Below are 25,628 nucleotides of genomic sequence, written 5' to 3' on the forward strand. Positions count from 1 at the left end.
CGGCCGTACCCCCCCACTTGGCTTCGTCGCAAAAATAGTCTAGGATGGCCGATATCCGGCGATTGCGTCGCTACGCCCCGGATTCCCGCGCACCACGATATGATCGACACAATTCCGATGGCCCCATGACCAAGGCCCCAGCCACGGCATCCGGTGACGGTGTGCTCAAAAACGACTTTCGCCAACATCTTTCGCGCACCTGCCCGGAGCAGGATCTGCGACGCTGGTTCGATCCTCTGGAAATCATTCCCGGGGAAGGCGAACCGTCGTGCTGCGTCGTTTTCCCCCACACCTATTTCGCCGCCTGGTTCGACGGCTCGGTCAAGGAACTCTTCGAGCGCCAGCTGGCCGCCTACCTCGGCCCGGGCCATACCGTGCGCTACCGCACCCGGGGAATGCGCGCCGCCGCACCCGCTTTTGCCGCCGACGCCGCCGTGGTCACGGATTTTCCCTACGGCCACCGGTTCACCTTCGAGACGTTTCTGGCCAACGAAAAAAACGCCTTTCCCCTGGCCCTGGCCCGGGAGGTGTCGCGGGGCGGCGAGGTGCGCTACAATCCGTTTCTGGTCTGCGGCCCGTCGGGAGCGGGCAAGACCCATTTGCTGCGGGCCATGGCCAACGCCGTGGCCAAGAGCCAGCCCACCTCGCGCATCTATTTCGGCTCGGTGGCCGACATCCAGGCCCTGTACGCCGACGCCCGCCGGCCCCGGCCCGAGATCCGGGCCGAGCTGTCCAGCCATGACTGGCTGTTTATTGACGAACTCACCGACGTGGCCCGGGCGCCCGACCTGGAACCGGAACTCATCGGCATGTTCAACGACTTCCACGACGCCGGCCGCCAGATGGTGTTTTCCAGCCGGGAACGGGCCGCCTCCTGCGATTTTCTCGACCCCACCTTCCGCTCGCGCCTGGAATGGGGGCTGATGGTCCATTTGAAGGCCCCGGATCTGTCGATCCGGGCCCGGTTCGTGGAGCAGGTGAGCAAGGACAAGCGGCTGGGGCTGTCCCGCGAACAGGTCTTGACCCTGGCCGGCCGGTTCGAGGGTTTTCGCCGCCTGGAAGGCGTGCTCCTGCGGCTGGAGGCCTTTCGCCAACATGCCGGGGGCGAGCTGTCCGAAGCTGAATTTTCCCGCCACATCCGACTGTCCGAGGACAAGAAGGCCCCGGAACTGTCGCCCGAGCGGGTCATTGCCGTGTGCGCCGAACATTTCGGCATCCCGGCCCGGGACATCGTGGGCGCCGGACGCAAAAAGGAACTGGTCTTTGCCCGACAGGCGGCCATGACCTTGTGCCGGTCGCTTCTGGGCCTGTCCTACCCGGCCCTGGGCAAGGTCTTTGGCGGCAAGGACCACAGCACGGTCCTGTATTCCATCCGAAAATTCCAACAAATCCTGGATGTTGATCAAGAAACGAAAATGTTGCTGCGCCAGTTGTCCAAAAAGTGCCGCCAAGGGGGCCAGGCATGAGCCTTCGCCGCGCCTCCGGTTCCAACCGCGCCTTGCCGGTCGGTTGTTTTTCCTTTTTTTTAGCTGCAATTACAGCGGCTTGCCACACTCTCGCACATAGCGACAGCCCCTACTCATACGACAACTTAAAACCTTCTCTTTTTTTAGATAGCCTCAAGCAGAAGAACCAGTGGGGAGCGCGTTTGCTCGGGAGCGCCCGTCCGCTTGTGGGCCGAAAGCCTGGAAGCCCAATGACCGGCCTCCCCCGGGGCGGGTTTCCAAAGGGACGCGTCCCTTTGGCCGCCGGAGGCTTCTCCCCTACCCAACCCGCACACCCTGACCACTATTCGACAACCGAGCGCCGCGCCAAGCGCGCCAAGGAGACTCCATGCAGCTGACGGTCTTTCGAAACGACATCATCGACGGCCTGCAAAAGTCCTCGAGCATCATCCCGGCCAAGACCGGGGCCGCGTTTTTGCGCACCGTCTGGCTCGAGGCGGCCGGTTCCAGCCTGTCCATCCTGTCCACGGACTCGAGCCTCGAATTCACCGGGCATTACGCCGCCAAGGTGGCCAAGGAGGGCCTTTGCGGCGTCCAGGGCAAGAGCTTTTTCGAGCTGGTGCGCAAGCTCCCCCCGGGCGAGATCAGCCTGACCCTGGACGAGGCCTCGGGCAATCTGCTCATCAAGCAGGGTTCGCGGCGCTACAAGCTGCCGGTTTCCGACCGCAACTGGTTCCAGCCCTTTGCCGCCTTCCCGAATGAGGGCGCCGTGACCTGGTCCGGGGATTTCCTCCAGGAGATCATCGAGCGGGTGGCTTATTGCATCTCGGACGAGGACACCATGGAGGCCATGGCCTGCATGTATTTGCGCCCCGTTGCCGATTCCGCCCGCATCGAGGTCTGCGGCTTAAACGGCCACCAATTCTCCCTGGTCGGGTTTCTCAACGACGACATCCACGCCATGCTGCCGCCGGACGGCATCCTCATCCAGAAAAAGTACGTGGCCGAACTCAAGCGCTGGCTCACGGCCGAGGAAGTGGAGCTGGCCATGGGCCAAAAGCGCCTGTTTTTCCGCACCACCAAGCGTGATGAGGCCGCGCCCGAGGGCCAAGGCAGCGTGGAGACCTTCAGCCTGCCCTTAAGCTTCTACCAGTACCCGGACTACAACGCCTTTGTCTCCAAGCTGGCCACCGACGGCGTGTCCACCCTGGCCATCGACCGCCTGGAGTGCATAGACGCCCTGGAGCGCGTGGCGATTTTTAATACCGACAACAATCGCTGCGCCTCGTTCCTTTTTGACGGGCCGGGCGAACTGTCGCTCAAAAGCCAGGGCCAGGAGGCCGGCGAGGCCACCGAGACCCTGGAGTGCGTGTTCACCGGCGACCTGGACAAGGTGGCCTTCCCGACGAAAGATCTGACCGACATCCTCGGGCATTTCGAGTCGGCCAAGGTTTCCTTGACGCTCACCGGCGCCGAAGGCCCCTGCGGCATCCGGGGCGAGGACGACACCGACAGCCTGGTCATCATCATGCCCATGAAAATTGTGGAAGAGACGTATTATAGCGAGGAAGACATCGCATGAGTCAGGACAAGACGCCCCAAGCCTACGACGCCAGTTCCATTACCGTCCTGGAGGGGCTTTCGGCCGTGCGCAAGCGCCCGGCCATGTATATCGGCTCCACCGACATCCGGGGCCTGCACCATCTCGTGTACGAGGTCGTGGACAACTCCATTGACGAGTCCATGGCTGGCTACTGCGACCGCATCGGCATCACCATCCACCTGGACAACTCGGTCACCGTCTCGGACAACGGCCGCGGCATCCCGGTGGACATCCACCCCAAGGAAGGCCGGCCGGCTGTCGAAGTGGTCATGACCGTGCTCCATGCCGGCGGCAAGTTCGACAACGACGCCTACAAGGTCTCCGGCGGCCTGCACGGCGTGGGCGTCTCGGTGGTCAACGCCCTGTCGGAGTATCTGGAAGTCACGGTGCGCCGGGGCGGCAAGAAGCATCACCAGCGCTACGAGCGCGGCGCGCCCGTCACCGCCTTGACCGTCATCGGCGAGGCCGAGAACACCGGCACCACCATACGGTTTCTGCCCGACGAGGAGATCTTCGAGACCAGCCAGTTCAACCACGAGACCCTGGCCAAGCGGTTCGAGGAACTGGCCTACCTCAACCGCAAGCTGGAGCTGGATTTCCGCGACGAGCGGACCAACGAGCGGGTCACCTACCGCTTCGACGGCGGCCTCAATCGGTTCGTCACCGACCTCAACGCCGGCGAGCAGGTCATCCACGAGATCATCGAGGGCCAGGGCGAGATCGAGGGCATCATGGTGGACTTCGCCCTGCAGTATAACGCCAATTACAAGGAAGAAGTCCTCACCTTCGCCAACAACATCCGCACCCGCGAAGGCGGCACCCACCTGCAGGGATTCAAGACGGCGCTGACCCGGGCCATCAACACCTATATCGAAAAAGCCGACATCCCCAAGAAATTCAAGCAAAAGCTCACCGGAGACGACGTGCGCGAGGGGCTTACCGCCGTCATTTCCGTCAAGCTCCCCCAGCCCCAGTTCGAGGGCCAGACCAAGACCAAGCTCGGCAACTCCGAAGTGGCGGGACTGGTGGCCAAGATCGTCTTCGAGGCGGTCAACGTCCATTTCGAGGAAAATCCCAAGGACGCCAAGTCCATCGTTGAAAAGGCCGTGGACGCGGCCCGGGCCCGGGAAGCCGCCCGCAAGGCCAAGGAGCTGGTGCGCCGCAAGGGGGCGCTGTCCGACCATTCGTTGCCCGGCAAGCTGGCCGACTGCCAGTCGAAAAAGCCCGAGGAATCCGAACTGTTTATCGTCGAGGGCGACTCGGCCGGCGGCTCGGCCAAACAGGGGCGCGACCCGCGCTTCCAGGCCATTTTGCCCCTGCGCGGCAAGATCCTCAATGTCGAGCGAACCCGCACGGATAAGATGCTTGGCAACAAGGAAATCCGCAATCTCATCACGGCCATCGGCCCCACCCCGGCCATGGGCGACGAGGAGAGCGAGGAGAAGGAAGCCGAAAACCTGGCTCGCCTGCGTTACCACAAGATCGTCATCATGACCGACGCCGACGTGGACGGGGCGCACATCCGCACCCTGCTTTTGACCTTTTTCTACCGGCGCTACGAAAAGCTCATTTTAAACGGCTACGTCTACATCGCCCAGCCGCCGCTGTACCGCGTGTTCAAAGGCGATTTCGAGCGTTTCATCAAGGACGACGAGGAATTGTCCCTGTTTCTCATGGGCCGCATCGGCGAGGACGTGTCCGTGGCCTCGGGCGAGACGACCTTTTCCGGCGAGAGCCTGACGAACCTCATCGAGCGCATCCGCTTCCTGGAAGCCCGGGTCCGCGAGGCCGGCAGCTACGGATTGCCCGAGGAGCTGCTGGTGAGCCTGCTCTCCTACCCCCGCCTGGCCGCCTCGGACTTTGCCGGGGTGGATCTGCCCGACGGCCTGGCCGAGCATCTGTCGGCCATCGGCTACACCGTGGCCACCGAGGTCGAGGAGCTGGACGAGGAACGCCGGCTCTACGCCGTGTTCGTTTCGCCCAACCAGGCAAGACACCGCATTGCCGTGGAGTTTTTCAGCTCCCGCATCTACCGCCGGGCCCACGAGACCTACGCCGAGCTCACGACCCTGTGCCCGACCCAGCCCTTTGCCATCACCCGCAAAGAGGAAACCCGGGAAGTCGGCGGCTTTTTCGAGCTTTGCCGGGCGCTCATGGACGACGCGCTCAAGGGCATCAACATCCAGCGCTACAAGGGTCTGGGCGAAATGAACCCGGAACAGCTCTGGGAAACGACCATGAACCCGGAAAAGCGCAGTTTCCTCCAGGTGCGCATCGAGGACATGGACGAGGCCGACTCCATCTTTTCCCAGCTGATGGGCGAAAAGGTCGAGAACAGACGCAACTTCATTGAGCGCAACGCCCTGTCCGTGCGCGAACTCGATATCTAGCCGGATAATCGGAGCATACTGTGAGCGATCTGATCCAAATCGAGGAAGAGCTCAAGAAGTCCTATCTGGAATATTCCTTGAGCGTCATCATAGGCCGCGCCATCCCCGATGTGCGCGACGGCCTCAAACCCGTGCACCGGCGCATTCTCTACGCCATGCACGATCTGTCCAACACCTACAACCGGCCCTACAAGAAATCCGCCCGCGTCGTCGGTGACGTCATCGGTAAATACCATCCCCACGGCGACCAATCCGTGTACGACGCCCTGGTCCGCATGGCCCAGGACTTCTCCATGCGCGACGCCATCGTGGATGGCCAGGGCAACTTCGGCTCCATCGACGGCGACGCCGCGGCGGCCATGCGATACACCGAAGTCCGCATGTCCCGCCTGGCCGGCGAGTTCTTGGCCGACATCGAAAAGGAAACCGTCGATTTTCGGCCCAACTACGACAACAGCCTGGAAGAGCCGGCCGTCCTGCCCACCAAGGTGCCCAATCTGCTTTTAAACGGCTCCTCGGGCATCGCCGTCGGCATGGCCACCAACATCCCGCCCCACAACCTGGGCGAGCTGTGCGACGGCCTGCTGCACCTGCTCGACACGCCCTCCTGCCCGGTCACCGACATCATCGGCCTGGTCAAGGGGCCGGACTTCCCCACCGGCGCGGCCATCTACGGCGGCAAGGGACTCACCGAAGCCTACACCACCGGACGCGGCACCATCAAAATCCGGGGCCGGGCCGAGGTCGAGGAACGCAAGAAAGATTATGTTTCCGTGGTCATCCGGGAAATCCCGTATGCGCTCAACAAGTCTTCCCTGGTGGAAAAGATCGCGGCGCTCATTAACGACGGCCGCATCGAGGGCGTGTCCGACCTGCGCGACGAGTCCGACCGCAAGGGCATCCGCATTGTCCTGGATCTCAAAAAGGGCGTCATCCCCGACATCGTCATCAACGCCCTGTACAAGTACACGCCGCTGGAAACCTCGTTCGGCATCAACATGCTTGTGGTTGCCGACAACCGGCCGGCGCTTTTAAACATCAAGCAGGTCCTGGAGCACTTCCTCACCCACCGCCGCGACGTCATCCTGCGCCGCACCCGGTTCGATCTGCGAAAGAGCGAGGAGCGCGCCCACATCCTCGAAGGCCTGCGCATCGCCCTGGACAACATCGACGAAGTGGTCTCCATCATCCGGGCCTCCAAAAACGCCGTCGAAGCCCGGGAACGGTTGATGGAGCGCTTCGGCCTGTCCGAGCGCCAGGCCCAGGCCATCCTGGACATGCGCCTTCAACGCCTGACCAACCTGGAGCGCCAAAAGCTCATCGACGAGTACAACGAGCTCATCAAGCTCATTGAATACCTGCGCTCGATCCTGGAAAACGACGAGGTGCTGCGCGGCGTCATCCGCGACGAAATCAAGGAAATCCAGGACCGTTACGCCACCCCGCGCAAGACTGAGATTCTGGAGGACCTTGAAGGCATCAACATCCTCGATCTCATCCCCGACGAGGACGTGGTCATCACCCTGTCGCGCCGGGGCTACATCAAGCGCACCAAAATCGATAATTACCAGCAACAAAAGCGCGGCGGCAAAGGCATCGCCGGGGTGGCCACGGCCGGCGACGACTTTGTCCAGTCGTTTTGCGCCACCACCAACCACCAGCAGTTGTTGCTTTTTACCAACCTCGGCCGCATGTTCATGCTGCCCGTGCACCAGATTCCCGAAGGCCAGCGCACGGCCAAGGGCGCGCACATCGCCAACCTGCTGCCCATGGACAAGGAAGAGTTCGTGGCCACGGCCCTGTCCATCCGCGAGTTCTCCGAGGAGCGCTATTTCCTGTTCGTGACCCGCAAGGGCATGGTCAAGCGCACCTGCACCGACCTCTACAAGAACTGCCGTTCCACGGGCATCATCGCCGTGGGGCTTAAGGAAAACGACGAACTCCTGACCGTCAAGGAGATCGACGACGAGACCGAAGTCTTGCTGGCCACCCAGCAGGGCCTGTCCAACCGCTTCCACATCAGCGGCGTGCGCCCCACCGGCCGGGGCGCGGCCGGCGTCAAGGGCATTGCCCTTAAGGGCAACGACCGTGTGGCCGCCGGCGTGGTCATCACCAGCGTCAGCCGCTCCGAGGTGCTCACTGTCTCAGCCAACGGCTACGGCAAGCGCACCTCCATCGAACACTACCCTATCCGCAACCGGGGCGGCTCCGGCGTCATCAACATGCGCGTGACGCCCAAGACCGGTCAGGTCATCGGCGCGGTCATGGTCGGCGACGACGACGAACTGCTGCTGTTAACCTCCGCCAACAAGATCATCCGCCTGTCCGTCTCCGGCATCTCGTCCGTGGGCCGGGCCACCCAGGGCGTCATGCTGGTGCGCATGGACGAAAACGATACCGTCATGGGCTTTGACCTGGTCGATCCGAGCGACCTCGACCGGTGCGCGCCCTCCGGCGAATAGCCTGCCTCGTCGCAATCTGCTGCCTGGGCCTGCTCCTTGGGGCCCAGGCCGGCTGCGACGGACCGCGCGAAGACGGTTCGGCCAGGCTTCTGGAAACCGCCCGGCGGGCCTTTCTCGACAGCCAGTATTTGCGGGCCGAGACGGCTTACGAACACTATCTGCAAGCCTATCCCACCGGAGCGGACCGGTTGGAAGCCTGGCGCAGGCTGGCCGACATCGCCCTGGATTTCCGGGAATCCCCGGACAAAGCCGCCACGCTCCTGGAAGCCGCCGTGCTGGAATTCGCCGGCGACCCGGCAACCACGGCCGACTTGCTGACCACGGCCGCCAGCTTGCGCTTTGACCGCAAGGCCTATGCTCGTGCCGCCGCCGACTGCCGTGGCGTGGTCGATCTGGCCGGCGCGTCCGACCAGCGCCGCCTGGACTGCCATCTGCTGCTTGGCCGGCTGGAACTGGCCCAGCGCAATGATGCCCAGGCCCTGGCCCGCTACGAGGCCTGCCGCCAATCCGACCTTCCCCGAACGGAAAGCGCCCGTTGCGCCCTGGCCCAGGCCGAGTTGCTGCTGCGTCTGGAGCGTTTCAAGGAAGCGGAACCGCTTTTGCATGAGATTTTCGCTACGGCAAATTCTGCTCCGGCCCTGCGCGCCCAGGCCGGCTTCGCCCTGGGGCAGCTCAAGGAAGCTTCCAGCGACAAGGCTGCGGCCCGGGAGATCTACAAGGCGACAAGGCCCTTGCACCCAAATCCCCTGGTTGTGGACAAAAGGCTGGAGTTGCTTGATAATTGATGCCGTTTCCGGGCCTTTGCCGGGATGCCTTTTTGTCATGGAAATTGACGGCCTTGGCGAAGCCCTGATAGCGTTGTCGGCAAAACCCCTGGACGAAACCGCATGGTCTTGGATCTGTTTCGAAAAAAAAAGCCTGCCAAGGAGGACGAGGCTGCGCGTCGGCGAAACGCCGACATCCTTGATCTCGCCCTGGCCCAGCGCTCCAAGGTCCATGTGCAGTTCGACGAGGCCGACAGCGGCTTAACCGGCGTCACGGCCACGGTCATGGCCGTGGCTGAGGCCGGCGTGGTCCTGGAGCTTGGCGGCGTGGCCGCCCTCAAGGACCGTTTCATCGGCAAAAGCGTCACCTGTTTTTTTCGCATCGTCGAGCGCGAGGACCGGCACCGGGAGATTTTTTACAATTTCACCGCCCCCATCCTGCGCATCCGCCAGCTTCCCGAACGACCGCCCCAGGTGGCCCTGGCCTTTCCCGCTGCGCTAAACGGCGCCCAGCGCCGCAAAAGCCTGCGGATGCGCCCGGATTTCAACCAATTTTCCCACATCGCCCTGTGGAAATACGAGGCCGCGGGCGGGTTTGACATGGCCAAGCCCACCGTGGCCCACAGCCATTTCAAAACCGGTCTGGCCCTTATTGAGAACATTTCCGCCGGCGGCCTGCGTTTTCGCCTCAAGCGCCAGCACGTCAAGGAACAGGGACTCGACCCCAAAAAGGGCGAACGGTTCATCATCTTTTTTACCTTCAACGAGAAGGTTCCCAAGCTGCGCGAGGAATACTGGCTGGTGGCCAAGGTCAACAACATTCAGCCCGAGCCGGTGTCCGGCGAACTGTCCCTGGGGCTGGAATTCGTGGCCAACGGCGTGCGCCAGGAATCGGGCAAGGTGGAATGGTCCAAGATCGAGGACAACGTCATCGACGACATGGCCCAGCGCATCTACCTCTGGCACGTCTCCCTCTACCGCGACCGGGGCCTGAGCTAACTTTTTCCTTTTTCCCAGGAGGCCGTCATGCAGGTGAGCCATCTTGATTTTACCGGCTACGGCGGCCGGCGCGTCCATCTTGGCGTCACCGGGTCCGTGGCCGCCTACAAAGCCTTGTCGCTGCTGCGCCGGGTTCTGGCCACGGGCGCGTCCGTGAGCGTCAGCCTGACCGAGGCCGCCGCCAGGTTCGTCACCCCGCTGTCCTTCGAAGCCCTGGGGGCCGATCCGGTCACCACGAGCCTTTTTGACCCCGCTTCGGCCAATTTCGCCCATTTGGCCCCGGCACAGACCGCCGATCTGCTGGCCATCGTGCCGGCCACGGCCAACACCCTCGCCAAACTGGCCCATGGCCTGGCCGACGACCTGCTCTCCTGCCAGGCCCTGGCCTTTGACGGGCCGATCCTGTGCGCTCCGGCCATGAATCCACGGCTGTGGGCTGCCGCCGCCACCCAAGACAACTGGAAGACACTGCTTAATCGCGGCGTCATCGGCGTTGCCCCGGACTGTGGGTCCATGGCCTGCGGCGAATCCGGCCAGGGCAGGCTCGCCGACGAGAACGCCATTTTCACCACCTTGCTGCGGGCGCTTTCGCCCAAGGATCTGGCCGGCAAGCACGTCTTGGTGAGCCTTGGCCCCACCCGCGAATATTTCGACGCTGCCCGATTCTGGTCCAACCCCTCCACCGGCCGCATGGGGGCCTGCGTGGCCATGGCCGCCTGGCTGCGGGGAGCCGAGGTCACGGTGGTAGCCGGCCCGGTTTCCTGGTGGTTCCCGGAAGAGGTGCGGGTGATCGGCGTCACCAGCGCCGCCCAGATGCACGAGGCCTGTCTGGAGGTCTGGCCATCAAGCGATTACGGTGTCATGGCCGCGGCCGTGGCCGATTTCTCGCCCATCCCCTTTGAGGGCGGCGGCAAGTTCAAGAAGGAAGCGGCCGGCGAGCGCCCGCCCCTGGAATTCACCCCCACCCGCGACATCCTGGCGGCCATGGGCGGCGTCAAGAAGCCTGGGCAGTACCTCATCGGCTTTTGCGCCGAGACCGACAATCTGGTGGACAACGCCCGGGGCAAGCTCACCCGTAAACGCTGCGACGCCATCATCGCCAACCCCATCGGCCGGTCCGACGCCGGCTTTGCCGCGCCGTCCAACGAAGCCGTGGCCCTGGACGCCGACGGCCGCCAGGAAACCTGGGGCAACATCCCGAAAACCGACATGGCCATGAAGATATGGGACTTCTCGATTCGCTCCTAGAGGTGCCCGAGCGCCTGCGTGTATGGCAGATGGCCGGGGTGCGCCATTTCTACCTTGATCCGGAAGCCGTTTCGGCAGTCGGAGATTCGGCTGCGCCCGAGTCAACCCCGGTCGATGATGTCGCTCGTGCTGCGTCCATGAACCTTGTCGGCCAGGCCGCGCCGGCCGTGGAACAGGTTGAAACTGCGGCGGCGGGCCATCCCATGGCGCCGTCCACACCGCCCGCGCCAAAACCACGTGAGGTCAACCCAAACCCCATAGCTGCGCCTGCTGCGGCTTCGCCAGCCGTCTCCGCGGGGCACAGGCCGCCTACCAGTCCCCAACCCTACAACGAACCCCAAGGGTCGCCTGCCGCTGTCCAGGCCGCCCTGCCCGACAACCCCGACCGCTGGCCCCTGCCCTGGCCGACCTTTTTCGCCAAAACGCCGCCCACGCCGCGTCTGGTCATCACCTACCGCGAATTGGGCCTGGACATGGCCGGCCAGTCCGAACCCCGGCGGCGCGACCTGTGGCGGCGGCTCATTGCCCAGGCCGGCCTGGCCGGCAAGGGGCTGGTGGCCTTCTGGCCCCTGGCCCTGCCCCAGGGCGGCGCGCTCACGGAAATGCCGCTGCACTTTGCCTGCGGCGTGGCCCGCTTGCATCCCGAGCTGGTCGCCGTTTTCGGCGAGATTTCCGATCCGGCCCGGCAGGAACTGGCCGCCCGGGCCACTTCGGCGGTGGTCGTTCTGCCACCCCCCCACGCGCTCTACAACCCCGATCCGGAGGTCTGGGAGCATGTTATCGCCACGCTACGTCGCCATTGAGCTGAAAAGCTTCCTCCTGGCCCTTTTTCTCATTTGTTGCGCCTCGCCGTCGTTTGCGGCCTACACCGTGCTCGAAGCCCGGCTCCACAGCGCCATCAGCCCGGCCCAGGCCGACATGCTCGATGACGCCATTGCCGTGGCCGTGGCCAAACCGGCCGACCTGCTGCTGCTTTCCCTGGATACCCCCGGCGGCAGCGTGGAAGTCATGCGGCGCATGGTCGGCTCCATTTTAAACGCCCCCATGCCGGTGGTGGTCTATGTATCCCCTTCCGGGGCCCGGGCCGCCTCGGCCGGAGTGTTTCTCATGGCCGCTGCCACGGTCGCGGCCATGGCTCCCCAAACCACCATCGGCGCGGCCTCGCCCATCGGCCTTGGCGGCATCGATCTGCCCAAGACCTCCGATCTCAAGATCAAAAATGATCTGACCAGCCTGCTGCGCGGGCTGGCCGACCGTCGCGGCCGCAACGTCAACTGGTACAAAAAGGCTGTGGACGAGGCCGCCACCCTGACCGCGCCCGAGGCCGTGGCCGAGCGGGTGGTGGATTTTGTGGCCGTCAGCCCCCGCGATCTCCTGGAACAGATAGGCAAGCGCGGCGTGTCCACGCCGACCGGCACGATCCGGTTCGACGGCGCGGCCGCGACCATCGTCAGCTACGAGCCGGGCCTATGGCACACGCTGCTGTCCTGGCTGCTCGACCCCTCCATCGCCTACGTGCTTCTGCTTCTGGGCGTGGCCGGCGTCTTTTTCGAGCTGACCACCCCCGGGGCGGTGCTGCCCGGCGTGGTCGGCGGCATCGCGCTCATTTTGGCCCTGTACGCCCTGTCCGTGCTGCCCACCAACGCCGCCGGGCTGTTGCTGTTGCTGGCGGCCGGCGGGCTGTTTTTGCTGGAGCTGCACATCACGAGCTTTGGCCTGCTCAGCCTGGCCGGTGTGGCCGCGCTGTTTCTGGGGTCCTTGCTGCTGTTCCGTTTCGACGGCCATTCCGGTCTGCCGTTGTCGCTGATCCTGCCCACCGTAGGCGGCGTATGCGCCCTGCTCCTGGGCGCTGTCTGGCTGCTGGCCAAGGCCCAGCGCCAAAAGCCCCGCCTGGGCCTCACTGCCCTTTACGGCAATACCGCCCTGGTGCGCCGCTGGTCCGGCCGTGGGGGCAAGGTCTTTGTCCACGGCGAAATCTGGGACGCCAGACTCGCCGACCACGAGAACACGACGGATTTTGCCCCGGGAGAGCCGGTGCTGGTCGTCGGGCACGAGGATTTCGTGCTGCTTGTCGCGCCCCGGCCGGATAATGCCGCCATCTGAGGCCAAGAAAGACGCGTTCGCGCGCATTTTCAAGACAAGACCAATCAATGCTGGTATGCCTGTGACTGCCGGTTTTTTTCGGCAAGGACCGACTCCCGGACGATTCTCATTACGGAGGGCGTCATGATTGGATTTCTTCCCTTGGTCGGCATCGTCATCCTGCTGCTCATCGTTTCCCTTCGGGTGCTCAACGAGTACGAACGCGGCGTGGTCTTTCGTCTTGGCCGCATCATCGGCCCCAAAGGACCGGGACTCATTATTCTGTTGCCGGTCATTGACCGCATGACCAAGGTGTCCATGCGCACCTTCGCCCTGGACGTGCCCCATCAGGACGTCATCACCCGGGACAATGTGAGCATCAAGGTCAATGCCGTGGTCTACTTCCGGGTGGCCGACCCCATCCGGGCCATCCTCGAAGTCGAGGACTACATGTACGCCACCTCCCAGATCAGCCAGACCACCCTGCGCAGCGTCTGCGGCGGGGTGGAGCTCGACGAGATCCTGGCCCACCGCGACAAGGTCAACGAGCAGGTCCAGACCATTCTCGACGCCCACACCGGCCCCTGGGGCATCAAGGTGGCCAACGTGGAGCTCAAATACATCGACCTGCCCCAGGAGATGCAGCGGGCCATGGCCAAGCAGGCCGAGGCCGAGCGTGAGCGCCGGGCCAAGATCATCAATGCCGAAGGCGAGTTCCAGGCGTCTTCGCGTCTGGCCGAGGCGGCCCAGATCATCGGCCAGCATCCCGAGGCCATGCAGCTGCGCTACCTGCAAACCATCCGGGAGATGGCGGCGGAAAGCCAGGCTTCGACAATTTTGCCCATTCCACTTGATTTTATCCGGACTTTTTTTCAAGGTCCGAGCCACGCCGCCGCAGGAACCGCCCATGGCCAGTCCGCGGACCTGACGGCGCGACCCCGGGAAGGAAACGGGGTCGACCCGGTTTCTCCCGCGTCGCTGGAGGCCAAACGGGACGACGCCTGACGCCGTCCCGCCCCGAGAGGGCTGTCCCCTTCGGGATAAAACGTACCGCTACCCAAAGGAATCATGAATATCCTTGTCACCGGCGCGGCCGGCTTCATCGGCTTCCATCTGTGTCGCCGTTTTCTGTCCATGGGTTTTCACGTCACCGGACTGGACAACCTCAATCCGTACTATTCCGTTGCCCTGAAAAAAGAGCGCATCGCCCTGCTCTCGGCAGACGCCAAATTCCGTTTCGTCAAGGAAGATATGGGCGACCGGGCGTCCATGGATCGCCTGTTCGACGCCGGCGGCTTCAATTACGTGGTCAACCTGGCCGCCCAGGCCGGGGTACGGCACAGCCTGAAGTGCCCGGAAGACTACATCAACGCGAATATCATCGGCTATTTCAATATCTTAGAAAATTGCCGCCAGCACAAGGTCGACCATTTCGTCTTTGCCTCGTCGAGCTCGGTCTACGGCCTCAACACCAAGATGCCGTTTTCCGTGCATGACAACGTGGACCATCCCATCAGCTTGTACGCGGCTTCCAAGAAGTCCAACGAGCTCATGGCCCACAGCTACAGCTATCTTTTCGGCCTTCCCTGCACGGGTCTGCGCTTTTTCACCGTCTACGGCCCCTGGGGCCGGCCGGACATGGCCCTGTTCCTTTTTACCAAGGCCATCATCGAAGGCAATCCCATTCAGGTTTTCAACCACGGCCAGATGGAACGCGACTTCACCTACATCGACGACATTGTCGAAGGCGTGGTGCGGGTGACGCAAAACATTCCCAAGCCCAATCCGGACTGGAATCCGGCCTCGCCCGATCCCAGTTCCAGTGTTTCGCCGTACAAGCTCTACAACATCGGCAATAACAACAGCGTCACCTTGCTGCAGTTCATCGAAGCCATTGAAGAGGCCTTGGGCAAGGAAGCGATCAAGGAATTCCTGCCCCTGCAGCCCGGCGACGTCCCGGCCACCTGCGCCGACATCGACGACCTCATCAAGGACGTGGGCTTCAAGCCGGCCACCAACATCAAGACCGGCATCGCCAATTTCATTGCCTGGTATCGTGACTATTACGGGCAATGATATTGACAAGATAAGGGAATTTCTACTAATCGCCCTTTCTGTGTAACCTAAACCCGCCTCAAGGACGGATTGCGGTAATGGAATTCAAGACCACGAAACGTGATCTCGAAGCTGTATTCGCCAAAATACAGAGCCAGGTCGAAGACGCGACGTTGCCTGATGAAGAATCGGTCAATCGCCTTGCCCGCCTCGCCCGCAAGATGCATCAGCTTGCCGACGAAGACTGGATGGACGAAGCCGAGGATTTTTCCCACCTCGCCGGGCAGCTGCTCAACGCGGTCAAGAAAGGCGATGTCGAAGGCTGCGTCATGCTCGTCGAATCCCTCGACGACGCCCAGTCCTTTTGCCATCGCACCTTCCGCGATTAGCCGCCGGCCGCTGTTTCACGTGAAACAGCGGGGCAAGCGCGCCCCGAATCATCCTGGCGCGTAGGCCCAAGGAGCTGCCGCATGGCTCGTGTCATCGTGATCGCCAACCAGAAAGGCGGTGTGGGCAAAACCACCACGGCCGTCAATCTGGCCGCCTCCCTGGCGGTGATGGAAAAAAAAGTCCTGCTCATCGACTGCGACCCCCAGGCCAACGCCAGCAGCGGACTGTCCATCTACCAAGACCAGATCAGCGAAAATCTCTACTCCGTCCTGTTCGATCCGGAAAACGCCCGCAAGGCCTTTGTCGGCACCGAACTGCCCTTCCTCACCGTGCTGCCCTCGGCCCCGGATCTGGTGGCCGCTGACATCGAACTGGTGGACAAGCCCGGCCGCGAATTCTACATGCGCCGGCTGGTCGAAGCCGTGCAGGACGAGTTTGACTACATCCTGCTGGATTGCCCGCCGTCCCTGGGGCTGGTGACCCTCAACGCCCTGTGCGCGGCCACGGAAATGCTCGTGCCGCTGCAGTGCGAATACTACGCCCTGGAAGGCATCGCCCAGTTGCTGCGCACCTACGATCAGGTCCGCAAACGCCTCAATCCGCGCCTGCGCCTGCTCGGCGTGGTGCTTACCATGTACGACGGCCGCAACAAGCTCAATCGCCACGTCAAGCGCGAGGTCTGGAAATGCTTTCCCAAGCTCTATTTTCAGACGCTTATTCCGCGCAACATCCGCCTGTCCGAAGCCCCCAGCTACGGCAAACCGGCGCTGACCCACGACGTCAAGTCGCGCGGGGCCGAAGCCTACATCAGCCTGGCCCAGGAAGTGGTCCGGCGACAGACCGCTGCCTAGAATTTCGGCTAGCGCCCACGAAAAAAGCCGGCCCCAGTGGCCGGCTTTTTTGCGTCCGCAGCGCGGGAGGTTCGTCTAGCCCTTGTCCACGTAAGGCTTGCACTCCACGGTCAGATGTTTCTTGAAATGCTTTTTGAGCACAAGCGCCTTGCAGCCGGCGCATTGGAAGGTTACCAACCCGCCTAGATTGGCGTTGCGCAGCCGGAATTTGCGCGGCTCGTCCGCCCGCCAGTCGTCGGTTGCGGCCCCGCAGCAGTCGCAGTGAACGTCGTAGGCCGGCGGATAGGTGAAGTCCCAGTAGGCCAAGAGCGTTTCCCACTCCTGCAGGGGTTCGGGCCGGACCTCGGGTTCCGGCCGGGCGGCCGGGTCCAGGACATACAGGGCCTTGGTCAGGGGCGGCAGAACCTGGTCCTTGCAGCGTTCCCAGAGTTCGGCGCTTAAAAGCACGCCGCGCGGCGCGCCGTTGGCATCGAAAAGTTCCAGAAAATGGGGCGAAATGCGCGGCACGTCCGGCTCCTTGGCTTGGCGTTTGGCCCAACAGGCGTCTGGGCCTTTGAAAAAAAAGCAAAACACGGTAATCGGTTCTCAGGCGGACGCGCCAGTGCGTCCGGCAAGTACGATTAAAAGGAACGATCCCATGGCGCAAGCCCAAAAAGGTTTGGGACGCGGACTCGAAGCCCTGCTTGGCGGGTTTGGCGAAGCCGACGCCTCGCCAAGCGAAGTGCGATTGCTCCCCCTGGACGACATTCGGGCCAACCCCGAGCAGCCCCGGCGTACCTTCAGCGAGGAGTCCCTGGCCGAACTGGCCGCGTCCATCCGCGAACAGGGTCTGCTCCAGCCCGTGCTGGTGCGCCCCGTGCCCGGCCATGGCCGCCACAGCCACGAGATCGTGGCCGGCGAACGCCGCTGGCGGGCCGCCCGGCAGGCCGGCTTGACCGAAATTCCCGCCCTGGTGCGCGAGGTGGACGACGAGACCGGCTTTGCCCTGGCCTTGGTCGAAAACCTCCAGCGCGAAGATTTAAATCCCATGGAAGAGGCCGCCGGCTACCAGCTGCTCGTCAGCCGCTATGGCCTCAGCCAGGAGGCCGTGGCCGCCAAGGTTGGCAAGAGCCGTTCGGCCGTGGCCAACAGCCTGCGACTGACCACCCTGGACGAGGCCGTGCGGGCCGATCTGGCCGCCGGCAAGCTCACCGCCGGCCATGCCCGGGCGCTGCTGTCCCTGCCCGAGGGGGAATTGCGTGACGCCTTGTGGCGGCGGGTGGTGGACAACGGCATCAGCGTGCGCGAGGCCGAGGCCGCGGCGACCTACGCCAAGACCCACGGCCATCTGCCCGAAGCCGGGGCCATGGCTGATGCCCCGCGCAAACGCGGCCCCAAGCCGGTCCCGGACGCGCGCCTCAAGGGCCTGGAAGCCGTGCTCACCGAACGAGCCGGGGTGCTGGTCAAAACCACCGGCTCGGCCGATCACGGCCGCCTCACCTTCCATTTCAGTTCGCGCCGTGAGCTCGAAGGGCTGCTGGAACGCTTTGCGCTCTCTCCCGCTGCCCTGGGAGAAGACGCGTGAATCCGGCCCCGGGGCTGCTCCCCGATCTTGCCCGGCTGGCCGCCGCCTTGGACGCCATGGCCGGCAAGGCCGTGCTGGTTCTGGGCGATGCCATGCTCGACCATTATCTCCTGGGCGAGGTGGGCCGCATTTCTCCGGAAGCGCCGGTGCCCGTGGTCAAGGTGGCCCGGGAGCGCCATCTGGCCGGCGGGGCCGGCAACGTGGCCCGCAACATCGCCGCTCTGGGGGCCAAGCCCCTGCTCGTCTCGGCCACGGGCGACGACGACGCCGGCCGGATGCTCGGCACGCTCCTGGAACGCGACGGCGTCGAGAGCCTGCTCGTGCGCGACCGCAGCCGGCCGACCACGATAAAAACCCGTATCATCGCCCAGAACCAGCAGGTGGTGCGGGTGGACCGCGAATCCGACGCGCCTCTGGCCGACAAGGCCCGCCAAGGGCTCATGGCCGCCCTGCCTGCGCTGGTGGCCAAGGCCGACGTGGTCATCGTCTCGGACTACGCCAAGGGCGTTGTCGGCCCGGACCTCATGGCCGCCCTGCGCGCCGCCGTGGCCGCCTGCGACCGACGGCCCATGATCCTGGTCGATCCCAAGCCGGCCAACCTGGCCTGCTACACCGGAGTCGATCTGCTCACGCCCAATCTCAAGGAAACCCTGGAAATGGCCGGTTCCGCCGCCGTGTCCCGGGAAACCGGCCCGCGCCGGGTGCTGCGGGCCGGCTTGGCCCTTTTCAAAACCGTGCGCTGCCGCCATCTGTGCGTGACCCTTGGCCCGGACGGCATCGCCCTTTTCCGCACGCCTTCGGATGTGGCCCACATCCCCACTGCTGCCCGGCGCGTCTACGACGTCACCGGCGCGGGCGATTCGGTCATGGCCGCCCTGGCCTGCGGCCTGGCCGCCGGGCTTGACCTTTTGGACGCTTGCATGCTCTCCAATTATTGCGCCGGCATTGCCGTGTCCCAGGTGGGCGCGGCCGCCGTTTCCCGCGACGAACTGGCCGCCGCCCTGGCCGAGGCGGCCGTCCCGGAGGTCGAGCGCTGGCTATAAGCCGCGCTCGCCCCACCGCAACCCTCGGCCGGAGCCGTTGCCCATGCCTACCGCTTCTTCCGCCAACCCTGCCTGGACGCTGGCAAAAGGCGACACGCCCGCCGACATCGTTTTGTCCGGCGAGATCGATTTCACCGCCACTCCGGCCGTTCGGGACCGGCTGCTTGCGGCCATTGAGGACGGCCCGCCCGAGATCGTGCTGCATCTGGCCGGCCTGGACTATGTCGACAGCTCGGGTCTGGCCCTTTTTATCGAGGCCAAAAAACGCCTGGCCGAGGCCGGGCGCACCATCCGCATCGCCGACATCTCACCCCAGGTGGCCAAGATCTTTCACCTCACCCAGCTCGGCGAGCTGTTCGGGCTGCCCGAATAGCCGGGCTCCACGGCAGGAGACATGGCCAGGAAGCAGGATGATCTCGGCGTGCTGGTCGGCCTGGCCGTGGACCTCATGCGCTGCGCCGGCCGGGCGCTTCGCCCCTGGCGACCGGAAAAGCCCTATCTGCGCGCCCGCACCATCAGCCACCTGGCCTGGGTCGGGGCTGATTCCCTGGCCATCGTCAGCGTCATTGCCGCCTGCGTCGGCATCATCCTGTCCCTGCAAGCCGCCATTCAGCTCGAAAAAGTCGGGGCCATGAGCTATGTGGCCAATCTGGTGGGCTTTTCCCTGGTCACCGAACTGGGGCCGCTTTTGACCTGCCTCATCCTCTCGGGCCGGGCCGGCGCGGCTTTTACCGCCGAAATCGCCACCATGCGCATCAGCGAGGAGATCGACGCCCTGGCGGTGATGGGCATCGATCCGGTGCGCTTTCTGGTCTGGCCCAAGTTCGTGGCCATGGCCGTCATGGCCCCCCTGCTCACGCTTTGGGCCGACGCCGTGGGCATTACTGCCGGCGGCATTTTCTCCTCCCTGGCCCTGGGCCTGTCCGGCAAGGTCTATTTCAACCAGATCGCGTATTTCCTGGGCTTCAAGGATCTGCTGTCGGGTCTGGTCAAGAGCGCCGGCTTTGGCGTGGCCATCACGGTCATTTCCTGCTGGCAGGGCTTTCTGGCCCGGGAAGGCGCGGCCGACGTGGGCCGGCGCACCACCGCCGCCGTGGTCCAGTCGATTTTCGTCATGATCCTTTTGGATTTGTTTTTTACCGCCCTCAATTATATCTTCCGGTAAACGCTAAGGAGTCGCCCGTGTCCGGCCGCCTGGAATCCCCCGACATCGCCCTGTCCGACGTCAGCGTCGGCTACGGCGAACGCACCGTGCTTGCCGGCGTCACCACTGTGCTGCCCGGCGGCAAGGTCAGCGTCATCCTGGGCGGATCGGGCTGCGGCAAATCGACGCTGCTGCGCAACATCATCGGCCTTGTCCCCATCCAGGGCGGCCGCATCGTCCTTGGCGGCCACGACATGGCCGAAATCGCTGAAGCCGAGCGGCTAAACGTGCGCCGCCGCATGGGCGTGCTGTTTCAGGACGGGGCGCTGCTGGGGTCCCTGCGCCTGGGCGAGAACATTGCCCTGCCCTTACGGGAACACACGGAACTGACGGATTCGCTCATCGAAGAGATCGTGCGCTTAAAGCTCAAGCTGGTGGGGCTGGCCGACTTCATGGACTATTTCCCCAGCGAACTCTCGGGCGGCATGCGCAAGCGGGCCGGACTGGCCCGGGCCATGGCCCTGGACCCGGCCGTGCTCTTGTGCGACGAGCCGACCTCGGGCCTGGACCCCATCACCGCTGCCGACATGGACCAGCTGATCCTGGAGCTGCGCGCCACCTTCGACATGACCATCGTGGTGGTCACCCACGACCTGGAAAGCCTCTACGCCATCGCCGACCACGTGGTGGTCTTAAGCGCCGGCCGGATGCTCTTCGAGGGGCCGCTCTCCAAGCTGGCCGCCAGCGACGATCCGTTCATCCACCAGTTTCTGGCCCGCCAGCCCAGCCGGGAAAGCCGCATCCTCGGCGGAACCTGGACGTCCATGGTCGACAGCCGGCGCGTAAGCGCCACGGGGAGGGGCTGATATGCTGACGGCCAAGGCCAGCCGTTCGGACTATCTCAAGGCGGCCGGGGCGCTGGCCCTGGGGCTGGTCATTCTCGGCGGCTTCATGGTGGTGCTGGGCGGCAACTGGTTCTGGGTGAAGTACGACCACTACCTGATCCGTTTCACGGCCATCAAGGATTTGAGCCGGGGCCGGCCGGTCAAGTACGCCGGCCTGGACGTGGGCCGGGTCGAGGACATCACCCTGGATGTCAACGATCCCCGCTATATCGGCGTCACCGTGGCGATTCACCAAGGATTTCCGCTTTTTGGCGGGACCGTGGCCCGTATCGCCCAGAAAGGGCTGGTGGGCGACTACTACGTGCTGCTGGAACTGCGCGGCCAGCCCGGGGAGAAGATTGTCCCAGGCGCGGCCATTCCGGCCATCACCACCATGGACGTGCAGGAGTTGGCGGCTAAGGCTGGCGAGATGCTCGACGACATCCGCCCGAAAATAAACGAAATCGCTGAGAACATCAGTCTGCTCTTTACGCCCGAGAACACCGAATCCCTGAAAAAAGCCCTGGAAGGCACGCCCCGGTTGGTGGAAGACCTGCGCCTGGCGGCCAACGACTTTCGCCGCAACTGGGAAGCGCTCTCGGCCAAGGGCGGCAAGGCGGCCGAGACCCTGGACGCGTCGCTTAAGCGCATGGACAAGGTCGTAACCACCGTGGAAGGCGAGTTGACCAAGACCCTGGCCACCTTTCGGACCCAGGCCGAGCACGTCGGCGGGCTGACCAGCGACGTGCGCCAGGGATTTAACTACGATCAGGAACAGCTCGAAGAAATTTTGCGCAACCTCAACCGGACGAGCCGCGAGGTCCGGGAGCTGGCTTCCCGTTTGCGGGAGCGGCCCTGGGAACTCTTGCGGCCGCCATCAGGACCAGCTCGATGAAATGCCTTTCCCTTCTCGGACGTGTGGCCCTGACCGGGCTTTTGGCCGTGTCCCTGGCCGGCTGCTTCGGCAAGCCGCCGCCCGAACAGCGCTATCTGCGCGTGGCCCTGGGCGAAACCCCCTGCCCGGGTTCGGCCAGCCAGCAACACCGGCTGCCCATCGCCTTCAAGCCGCTGAAGACCATGGAAAACCTTGACCGCACATCGGTCATGACGGCCCAGAACAACGTGCTGACCGCCAGCCTGCAGTATTACTGGGAAGGGGCGCCCCAGGACGTTGTCGGCGCCGCCCTGCGCCAGGGACTGGAGTGCCAGTCCTCGGCCGTGACCCCCGTGGACTATCAGCCCCGTGTGGACCGCTCGGCCGTGCTGTCCGGCGAACTCACCGCCTTCAACGTCGACTATACCGACGGTGGCCGGTTCGTGGTGTCCCTGCGGCTCGACCTGTGGAGCAAGGACATGGGCACGCGGTTGTCTTCGGGCGAATTCAACGCCTACGCGCCGCTGACCGACTTCAAGGGATCGACCATCGCCGCCGCCGCGTCCGACGCCCTGGGCCGGGTCGTGCCCAAGGTGGTGGTCTGGATGGATCAGGGGTTGCCCAAGCTCGAGAAGGCCGTGGAGCGGCAATAGCGCTCCAGGACGCGACACGACAACGGCGCGGGAGCGCGTGGCCTCAGGTCGCGCGCTCCCGCGCAGCCAGACCGGAAAGCAGCAGCGAACACATCTGCTCGCCCAGGGCCAAAATCTCCAGCCGATCCCCGGCGCAAGGCTCCAGACGCCCGCTGATGGCCAGCTCCGTGACCCCGTGGACCATGGACCACACGGCCGTGGCCTTGGCTTCGTCATCCACCTCACCAAGGGTTCCCGCCGCCCTGCCCCGGGCCATGGCCCCAAGCAAGGCCTCATAGGCGGCTTGTCCGGCCTGGGCCAGTTCCGGCTGATCGCCGACGCCTGGTTGCTGCTGGCCAAACATCAGCCGGTACATGGCCGGCGCATCCATGCCCAGTTCCATATAGCGCCGACAGGCGACCAGATATTCCCGTTGCGGATCGTGCCCATGGGCGGCGGCCACGGCGACAAGGGTCTCGGCCAACCGGGCGAAGCCACGCGCCGCCAGGGCGGCCAAGAGATCGGCCTTGTCGGCGAAATGCCGGTACGGCGCGGCGTGGCTCACCCCGGTGGCCCGGGCCAGGGCGCGCATGCTAAGCCCGGCCACGCCCTCGGTCTCCAGCAGTTTTTCCCCGGCATCCAAAAGCGCCTGGCGCAAATTTCCATGATGATAGTCGTCTTGGGCCATTGGGTTCCCCTTGGGGCTAAAGCAACAAAAAATGTTGACGCTGTCTACATGAAAAATTATCAGGGACCCGAAGACGAAGGAGGGGTCATGGCCGAAAACTGGCTGGTGCTCGATGCCCTGGGCGCGGCGGGCGAAGTCGGCGAGGCGCTGCGTAAGGCTGTGCAAGGCGAAGCGGCGTCCAGGGGCGTGTCGTGTCGGTTCGTGTCCATCCCGTCGTCAGGCTTGCCGTCGTGCCGGGGTTGTTTTTCCTGTTGGACCAAAACGCCGGGCCAGTGCTGTATGGCCGACGACGGTCTGGGTTTGTCGGCGGCCATTGCTGGCAGCACGTCGCTCGTCCTGCTGACGCCTGTGGTTTTGGGTGGCCATGCGCCGGGGTTGCGGCTGGCCATGGAACGGGCGGTGCTGCCCAATTTGCTGCCTTACTTCTCCAAGGTCGACGGGCGCTCGCGCCATCCCAACCGCTATCCGGCCGTGCCGGCCCTGTACGGCATAGGCCTGACCGTCGAACGCGACCCGGAATCGGCGCAGCTCTTTTGTAGCCTTGTGGCCCGCAACGCGGCCAACATGCGTTCGCCCAGGCACGGGGCGGGTGTGGCATGCCGTGCTGACGGCGAGGCCGGGGCCGCTGCCGTGGTCCGGTCGGTGTTGAGCGATGCTGTACAGCCCGACGCCCGGCCGCGTTTAATCGTGGCGTTGGTTGGTTCGCCCAAGCCGCGCGGCGGGGTCTCGGCGACGCTGGCAAACCATGTGCAGGATTGGCTGACGAGGCATGGGGCGGTGGTGCGGCCGTTTTCCTTGGCGGCCGCCCGGCAGGATGAAGAGGCGTTCGTGGCCCTGGCCGAGGCGCTGGGCGAGGCCGACGCCGCGTATCTGTCGTTTCCGGTCTATGCCGACGCCATCCCCGGCGCGGCAGTGGAGGTACTGGAACGCCTTTGCGCCTATCGCCGCGAGATCGCGCCGGATCGGCCGCAAGCATTTTTCGCCGTGGCCAATTGCGGGTTTCCCGAGCCGGTCAACTGCGACGCGCCGTTGGCCATGTGTCGGTTGTTCGCCCGGCAGGCGGGTTTTGCCTGGCTTGGCGGCGTGGGCGTGGGCGGCGGCGGCATGTACGAGGGCCGGCCGCTTTCGTCTTTTGGCTTCCTGAGCACGACCGCGCGGCGTGCCCTGGAGGCCAAGGCGGCGCTGCTCTTGTCGCCGCCGCCGCCGGATCTGGCCCAGACCGGCGACATTCTGGTCCCCTGCCCCCTGCCGGACCGGGTCTACCAATGGATGGCCGACCGGGGCTGGCAAAAGGCGCTTGCCGGCAAGGACGCCGTCAGGGACGCCCTGGCCCGGCCCTATGCCGTGCCCGGCGCTTCGTCGTAATTCACCGCACCCCGCCTCAATACCGCCCTCCCCTTCACTCATTCGGGGGGTCCGGGGGCCTCAGGCCCCCGGCCGCCGGAGGCATCTTCTCCTACGGCAATCCCCCCGCCATCCTCAGAAACATCTCCCGCACCTCCAGCGGCAGCGGCAGATGTTCGTCGGTGGCGAGCATGGCGTAGGCTTTGCGCAGTTCACGGTCCACGGCGCTTATGGCGGCCAGCCGTCTGGCCGGCGCGCCGGCGGCGGCCAGTTCCTCGGCCAGGGCGAGGATGTGCCGGGCGCGTTGCACCAGGGTGTGGTTGGCCAGCACCTGGCGTTTGCCGGCAGCGGCCAGGGCGGCCAAGGCGGCCGGGTCGGCCAGGGCGGCATTGGCCGTGGCGGCGGCCTGGACGGCGTTGCCACGGGGGTAGGTCAGGACGTCGGTGCCGGGGGTGAAGAGTTCAGTCAGGCCGTTGCCGGTTTCCTCGGTGAGCACGGCCGCGCCGCAGGCCATGGCCTCGAACAGGCGGAAATTGAGCTCGCCGGCCGCGCTTTGGTTGAGCACGATCCGGCTGCGCCCGAAGATGGGAGCGTACGCACCCTGCTTGCAAAAAAGCGGCGCGGCGGCCTTGAAGGCGTCGAGAAACGGCTTGCGCCCAGGGTTGGCCGCGCCGCCGAGGGTGCCGACAAACGACACCGGGATGTCGCGCTCGCCTCCCGAGTCGATGTCCTTGGCCGGATCGCAGAAAAGCGGCAGCCACTGGGCCGGCCGGCCGGTCGCCGCGTTGGTGAACAGCGGCAGATAATCCTTCTGGGCCACCAGCACGGCGTCGAAGGCGGCGCTGTAGGGCACGTGCCAGGGGTGCATGTACTGGTCCACGGAATAGCCGATGACCACCGAGGGCAGGCGCTCGAAGCCGAACACCCAGGGCGGCTGGCAGGCGTCGTACCACAGCACGAGATCGGGCTTGAAGCCTCGCGCAGCCAGGACTTTCAGGAATTTCGAGGCGGTGAGCGGTTCGGTCAGGCGCACGTCGGCGCTTGCCGTGCCGCTTATGGTCAGCACGTCGTGGCCGAGCTTGCGCAAGATGGCGGCAAAGCCCATGTGGTGCAGGGTGACGATGCGCATGGGCGATACGGGCCTCAGGGCCGGGCGCTTGCCAGCC

At 64.6% G+C, this 25,628-nt stretch carries 24 protein-coding genes; 21 read left to right on the forward strand and 3 right to left on the reverse strand.

Annotation, left to right across the window (positions count from 1 at the left end):
- The first annotated feature begins 125 nt into the window (after positions 1-125).
- The 13 genes from DMR_RS00005 (at position 126) to DMR_RS00065 (ending at position 16,289) form a co-directional block, all read left to right on the forward strand.
- A complete protein-coding gene (locus DMR_RS00005; RefSeq protein WP_012749586.1) occupies positions 126-1,466 on the forward strand; it encodes a DnaA/Hda family protein in 1,341 nt (446 codons plus the stop codon).
- 367 nt (positions 1,467-1,833) lie between these two features.
- The gene (gene dnaN / locus DMR_RS00010) at positions 1,834-3,027 is read left to right on the forward strand and encodes a DNA polymerase III subunit beta (protein WP_012749587.1); all 1,194 of its coding nucleotides are present in this window, start codon (positions 1,834-1,836) and stop codon (positions 3,025-3,027) included.
- Positions 3,024-5,438 carry a DNA topoisomerase (ATP-hydrolyzing) subunit B gene (gyrB, locus tag DMR_RS00015; protein ID WP_012749588.1) on the forward strand — a complete coding sequence of 805 codons (2,415 nt, stop codon included), beginning with the start codon at positions 3,024-3,026 and terminating at the stop codon, positions 5,436-5,438. The genes dnaN and gyrB overlap by 4 nt, the downstream gene beginning before the upstream one ends.
- A 20-nt stretch (positions 5,439-5,458) precedes the next feature.
- On the forward strand, positions 5,459-7,900 hold the full coding sequence (gene gyrA / locus DMR_RS00020; RefSeq protein ID WP_012749589.1) for a DNA gyrase subunit A: 2,442 nt from the start codon (positions 5,459-5,461) through the stop codon (positions 7,898-7,900).
- Positions 7,879-8,685 carry a tetratricopeptide repeat protein gene (locus DMR_RS00025; RefSeq protein ID WP_012749590.1) on the forward strand — a complete coding sequence of 269 codons (807 nt, stop codon included), beginning with the start codon at positions 7,879-7,881 and terminating at the stop codon, positions 8,683-8,685. Before gyrA ends, DMR_RS00025 begins: the two co-directional genes overlap by 22 nt.
- 102 nt (positions 8,686-8,787) lie before the next feature.
- Positions 8,788-9,663 carry a PilZ domain-containing protein gene (locus tag DMR_RS00030; RefSeq protein ID WP_012749591.1) on the forward strand — a complete coding sequence of 292 codons (876 nt, stop codon included), beginning with the start codon at positions 8,788-8,790 and terminating at the stop codon, positions 9,661-9,663.
- Positions 9,664-9,690: 27 nt separating this feature from the next.
- Positions 9,691-10,911: a bifunctional phosphopantothenoylcysteine decarboxylase/phosphopantothenate--cysteine ligase CoaBC gene (gene coaBC / locus DMR_RS00035; protein ID WP_012749592.1), complete on the forward strand. Its 1,221-nt coding sequence runs from the start codon at positions 9,691-9,693 to the stop codon at positions 10,909-10,911.
- A complete protein-coding gene (locus tag DMR_RS00040; RefSeq protein ID WP_043599729.1) occupies positions 10,887-11,714 on the forward strand; it encodes a hypothetical protein in 828 nt (275 codons plus the stop codon). Before coaBC ends, DMR_RS00040 begins: the two co-directional genes overlap by 25 nt.
- Positions 11,686-13,014, forward strand: a complete 1,329-nt coding sequence (locus tag DMR_RS00045) for an NfeD family protein (protein ID WP_012749594.1) — start codon at positions 11,686-11,688, stop codon at positions 13,012-13,014. Before DMR_RS00040 ends, DMR_RS00045 begins: the two co-directional genes overlap by 29 nt.
- 123 nt (positions 13,015-13,137) lie before the next feature.
- The gene (locus tag DMR_RS00050) at positions 13,138-13,998 is read left to right on the forward strand and encodes a slipin family protein (protein ID WP_012749595.1); all 861 of its coding nucleotides are present in this window, start codon (positions 13,138-13,140) and stop codon (positions 13,996-13,998) included.
- Positions 13,999-14,061: 63 nt separating this feature from the next.
- A complete protein-coding gene (locus DMR_RS00055; RefSeq protein ID WP_012749596.1) occupies positions 14,062-15,069 on the forward strand; it encodes an NAD-dependent epimerase in 1,008 nt (335 codons plus the stop codon).
- A gap of 77 nt (positions 15,070-15,146) precedes the next feature.
- On the forward strand, positions 15,147-15,437 hold the full coding sequence (locus DMR_RS00060) for a GAK system XXXCH domain-containing protein (protein WP_006919851.1): 291 nt from the start codon (positions 15,147-15,149) through the stop codon (positions 15,435-15,437).
- 81 nt (positions 15,438-15,518) lie between these two features.
- Positions 15,519-16,289, forward strand: a complete 771-nt coding sequence (locus DMR_RS00065; RefSeq protein WP_012749597.1) for a ParA family protein — start codon at positions 15,519-15,521, stop codon at positions 16,287-16,289.
- Between the two features lie 75 nt (positions 16,290-16,364).
- Here DMR_RS00065 and DMR_RS00070 read toward each other — a convergent pair whose 3' ends face one another.
- The gene (locus DMR_RS00070; protein WP_012749598.1) at positions 16,365-16,796 is read right to left on the reverse strand and encodes a hypothetical protein; all 432 of its coding nucleotides are present in this window, start codon (positions 16,794-16,796) and stop codon (positions 16,365-16,367) included.
- Between the two features lie 130 nt (positions 16,797-16,926).
- Between DMR_RS00070 and DMR_RS00075 the strand changes: the two genes are divergently transcribed.
- From DMR_RS00075 to DMR_RS00105, 7 genes are read left to right on the forward strand one after another with little or no spacing between them, the layout of a single operon-like run.
- Positions 16,927-17,853, forward strand: coding sequence for a ParB/RepB/Spo0J family partition protein (locus DMR_RS00075; protein WP_012749599.1), 927 nt, complete (start codon positions 16,927-16,929; stop codon positions 17,851-17,853).
- Positions 17,850-18,896, forward strand: coding sequence for a bifunctional heptose 7-phosphate kinase/heptose 1-phosphate adenyltransferase (locus DMR_RS00080; RefSeq protein ID WP_012749600.1), 1,047 nt, complete (start codon positions 17,850-17,852; stop codon positions 18,894-18,896). Before DMR_RS00075 ends, DMR_RS00080 begins: the two co-directional genes overlap by 4 nt.
- A 43-nt stretch (positions 18,897-18,939) precedes the next feature.
- Entirely contained in the window at positions 18,940-19,269 is a 330-nt protein-coding gene (locus DMR_RS00085) for an STAS domain-containing protein (protein ID WP_012749601.1), read from the forward strand.
- A gap of 21 nt (positions 19,270-19,290) precedes the next feature.
- Entirely contained in the window at positions 19,291-20,061 is a 771-nt protein-coding gene (locus tag DMR_RS00090) for an ABC transporter permease (RefSeq protein WP_012749602.1), read from the forward strand.
- Between the two features lie 17 nt (positions 20,062-20,078).
- Positions 20,079-20,906 (forward strand): ABC transporter ATP-binding protein, encoded by an 828-nt coding sequence (locus tag DMR_RS00095; protein WP_012749603.1) that lies wholly within the window; start codon positions 20,079-20,081, stop codon positions 20,904-20,906.
- Between the two features lies 1 nt (position 20,907).
- Positions 20,908-21,819, forward strand: a complete 912-nt coding sequence (locus tag DMR_RS00100) for an MlaD family protein (RefSeq protein ID WP_012749604.1) — start codon at positions 20,908-20,910, stop codon at positions 21,817-21,819.
- A complete protein-coding gene (locus DMR_RS00105; protein WP_012749605.1) occupies positions 21,816-22,451 on the forward strand; it encodes an ABC-type transport auxiliary lipoprotein family protein in 636 nt (211 codons plus the stop codon). The genes DMR_RS00100 and DMR_RS00105 overlap by 4 nt, the downstream gene beginning before the upstream one ends.
- A 43-nt stretch (positions 22,452-22,494) precedes the next feature.
- Here DMR_RS00105 and DMR_RS00110 read toward each other — a convergent pair whose 3' ends face one another.
- Complete coding sequence (locus tag DMR_RS00110; RefSeq protein ID WP_012749606.1) at positions 22,495-23,118, reverse strand: TetR/AcrR family transcriptional regulator; 624 nt, start codon at positions 23,116-23,118, stop codon at positions 22,495-22,497.
- A gap of 87 nt (positions 23,119-23,205) precedes the next feature.
- Here DMR_RS00110 and DMR_RS00115 point away from each other — a divergent pair, with 87 nt between their 5' ends.
- Positions 23,206-24,483, forward strand: a complete 1,278-nt coding sequence (locus DMR_RS00115) for an NAD(P)H-dependent oxidoreductase (protein WP_043599731.1) — start codon at positions 23,206-23,208, stop codon at positions 24,481-24,483.
- A 91-nt stretch (positions 24,484-24,574) separates the two neighbouring features.
- Here DMR_RS00115 and DMR_RS00120 read toward each other — a convergent pair whose 3' ends face one another.
- A complete protein-coding gene (locus DMR_RS00120; protein ID WP_012749608.1) occupies positions 24,575-25,591 on the reverse strand; it encodes a glycosyltransferase in 1,017 nt (338 codons plus the stop codon).
- Between the last annotated feature and the right edge of the window lie 37 nt (positions 25,592-25,628).

This window comes from Solidesulfovibrio magneticus RS-1 (genome assembly GCF_000010665.1).
GTDB classification, from domain to species: domain Bacteria; phylum Desulfobacterota; class Desulfovibrionia; order Desulfovibrionales; family Desulfovibrionaceae; genus Solidesulfovibrio; species Solidesulfovibrio magneticus.

Bases quoted from the DNA above. Each gene is read 5' to 3' on its own strand.
- DMR_RS00120 (WP_012749608.1), bottom strand. From the start codon at position 25,591: ATGCGCATCGTCACCCTGCACCACATGGGCTTTGCCGCCATCTTGCGC.
- DMR_RS00085 (WP_012749601.1), top strand. From the start codon at position 18,940: ATGCCTACCGCTTCTTCCGCCAACCCTGCCTGGACGCTGGCAAAAGGC.
- DMR_RS00055 (WP_012749596.1), top strand. From the start codon at position 14,062: ATGAATATCCTTGTCACCGGCGCGGCCGGCTTCATCGGCTTCCATCTG.
- DMR_RS00045 (WP_012749594.1), top strand. From the start codon at position 11,686: ATGTTATCGCCACGCTACGTCGCCATTGAGCTGAAAAGCTTCCTCCTG.
- DMR_RS00100 (WP_012749604.1), top strand. From the start codon at position 20,908: ATGCTGACGGCCAAGGCCAGCCGTTCGGACTATCTCAAGGCGGCCGGG.
- DMR_RS00065 (WP_012749597.1), top strand. From the start codon at position 15,519: ATGGCTCGTGTCATCGTGATCGCCAACCAGAAAGGCGGTGTGGGCAAA.
- DMR_RS00110 (WP_012749606.1), bottom strand. From the start codon at position 23,118: ATGGCCCAAGACGACTATCATCATGGAAATTTGCGCCAGGCGCTTTTG.
- DMR_RS00030 (WP_012749591.1), top strand. From the start codon at position 8,788: ATGGTCTTGGATCTGTTTCGAAAAAAAAAGCCTGCCAAGGAGGACGAG.
- coaBC (WP_012749592.1), top strand. From the start codon at position 9,691: ATGCAGGTGAGCCATCTTGATTTTACCGGCTACGGCGGCCGGCGCGTC.
- DMR_RS00105 (WP_012749605.1), top strand. From the start codon at position 21,816: ATGAAATGCCTTTCCCTTCTCGGACGTGTGGCCCTGACCGGGCTTTTG.
- DMR_RS00090 (WP_012749602.1), top strand. From the start codon at position 19,291: ATGGCCAGGAAGCAGGATGATCTCGGCGTGCTGGTCGGCCTGGCCGTG.
- DMR_RS00005 (WP_012749586.1), top strand. From the start codon at position 126: ATGACCAAGGCCCCAGCCACGGCATCCGGTGACGGTGTGCTCAAAAAC.
- DMR_RS00060 (WP_006919851.1), top strand. From the start codon at position 15,147: ATGGAATTCAAGACCACGAAACGTGATCTCGAAGCTGTATTCGCCAAA.
- DMR_RS00050 (WP_012749595.1), top strand. From the start codon at position 13,138: ATGATTGGATTTCTTCCCTTGGTCGGCATCGTCATCCTGCTGCTCATC.
- DMR_RS00040 (WP_043599729.1), top strand. From the start codon at position 10,887: ATGGGACTTCTCGATTCGCTCCTAGAGGTGCCCGAGCGCCTGCGTGTA.
- dnaN (WP_012749587.1), top strand. From the start codon at position 1,834: ATGCAGCTGACGGTCTTTCGAAACGACATCATCGACGGCCTGCAAAAG.
- gyrB (WP_012749588.1), top strand. From the start codon at position 3,024: ATGAGTCAGGACAAGACGCCCCAAGCCTACGACGCCAGTTCCATTACC.
- DMR_RS00075 (WP_012749599.1), top strand. From the start codon at position 16,927: ATGGCGCAAGCCCAAAAAGGTTTGGGACGCGGACTCGAAGCCCTGCTT.
- DMR_RS00115 (WP_043599731.1), top strand. From the start codon at position 23,206: ATGGCCGAAAACTGGCTGGTGCTCGATGCCCTGGGCGCGGCGGGCGAA.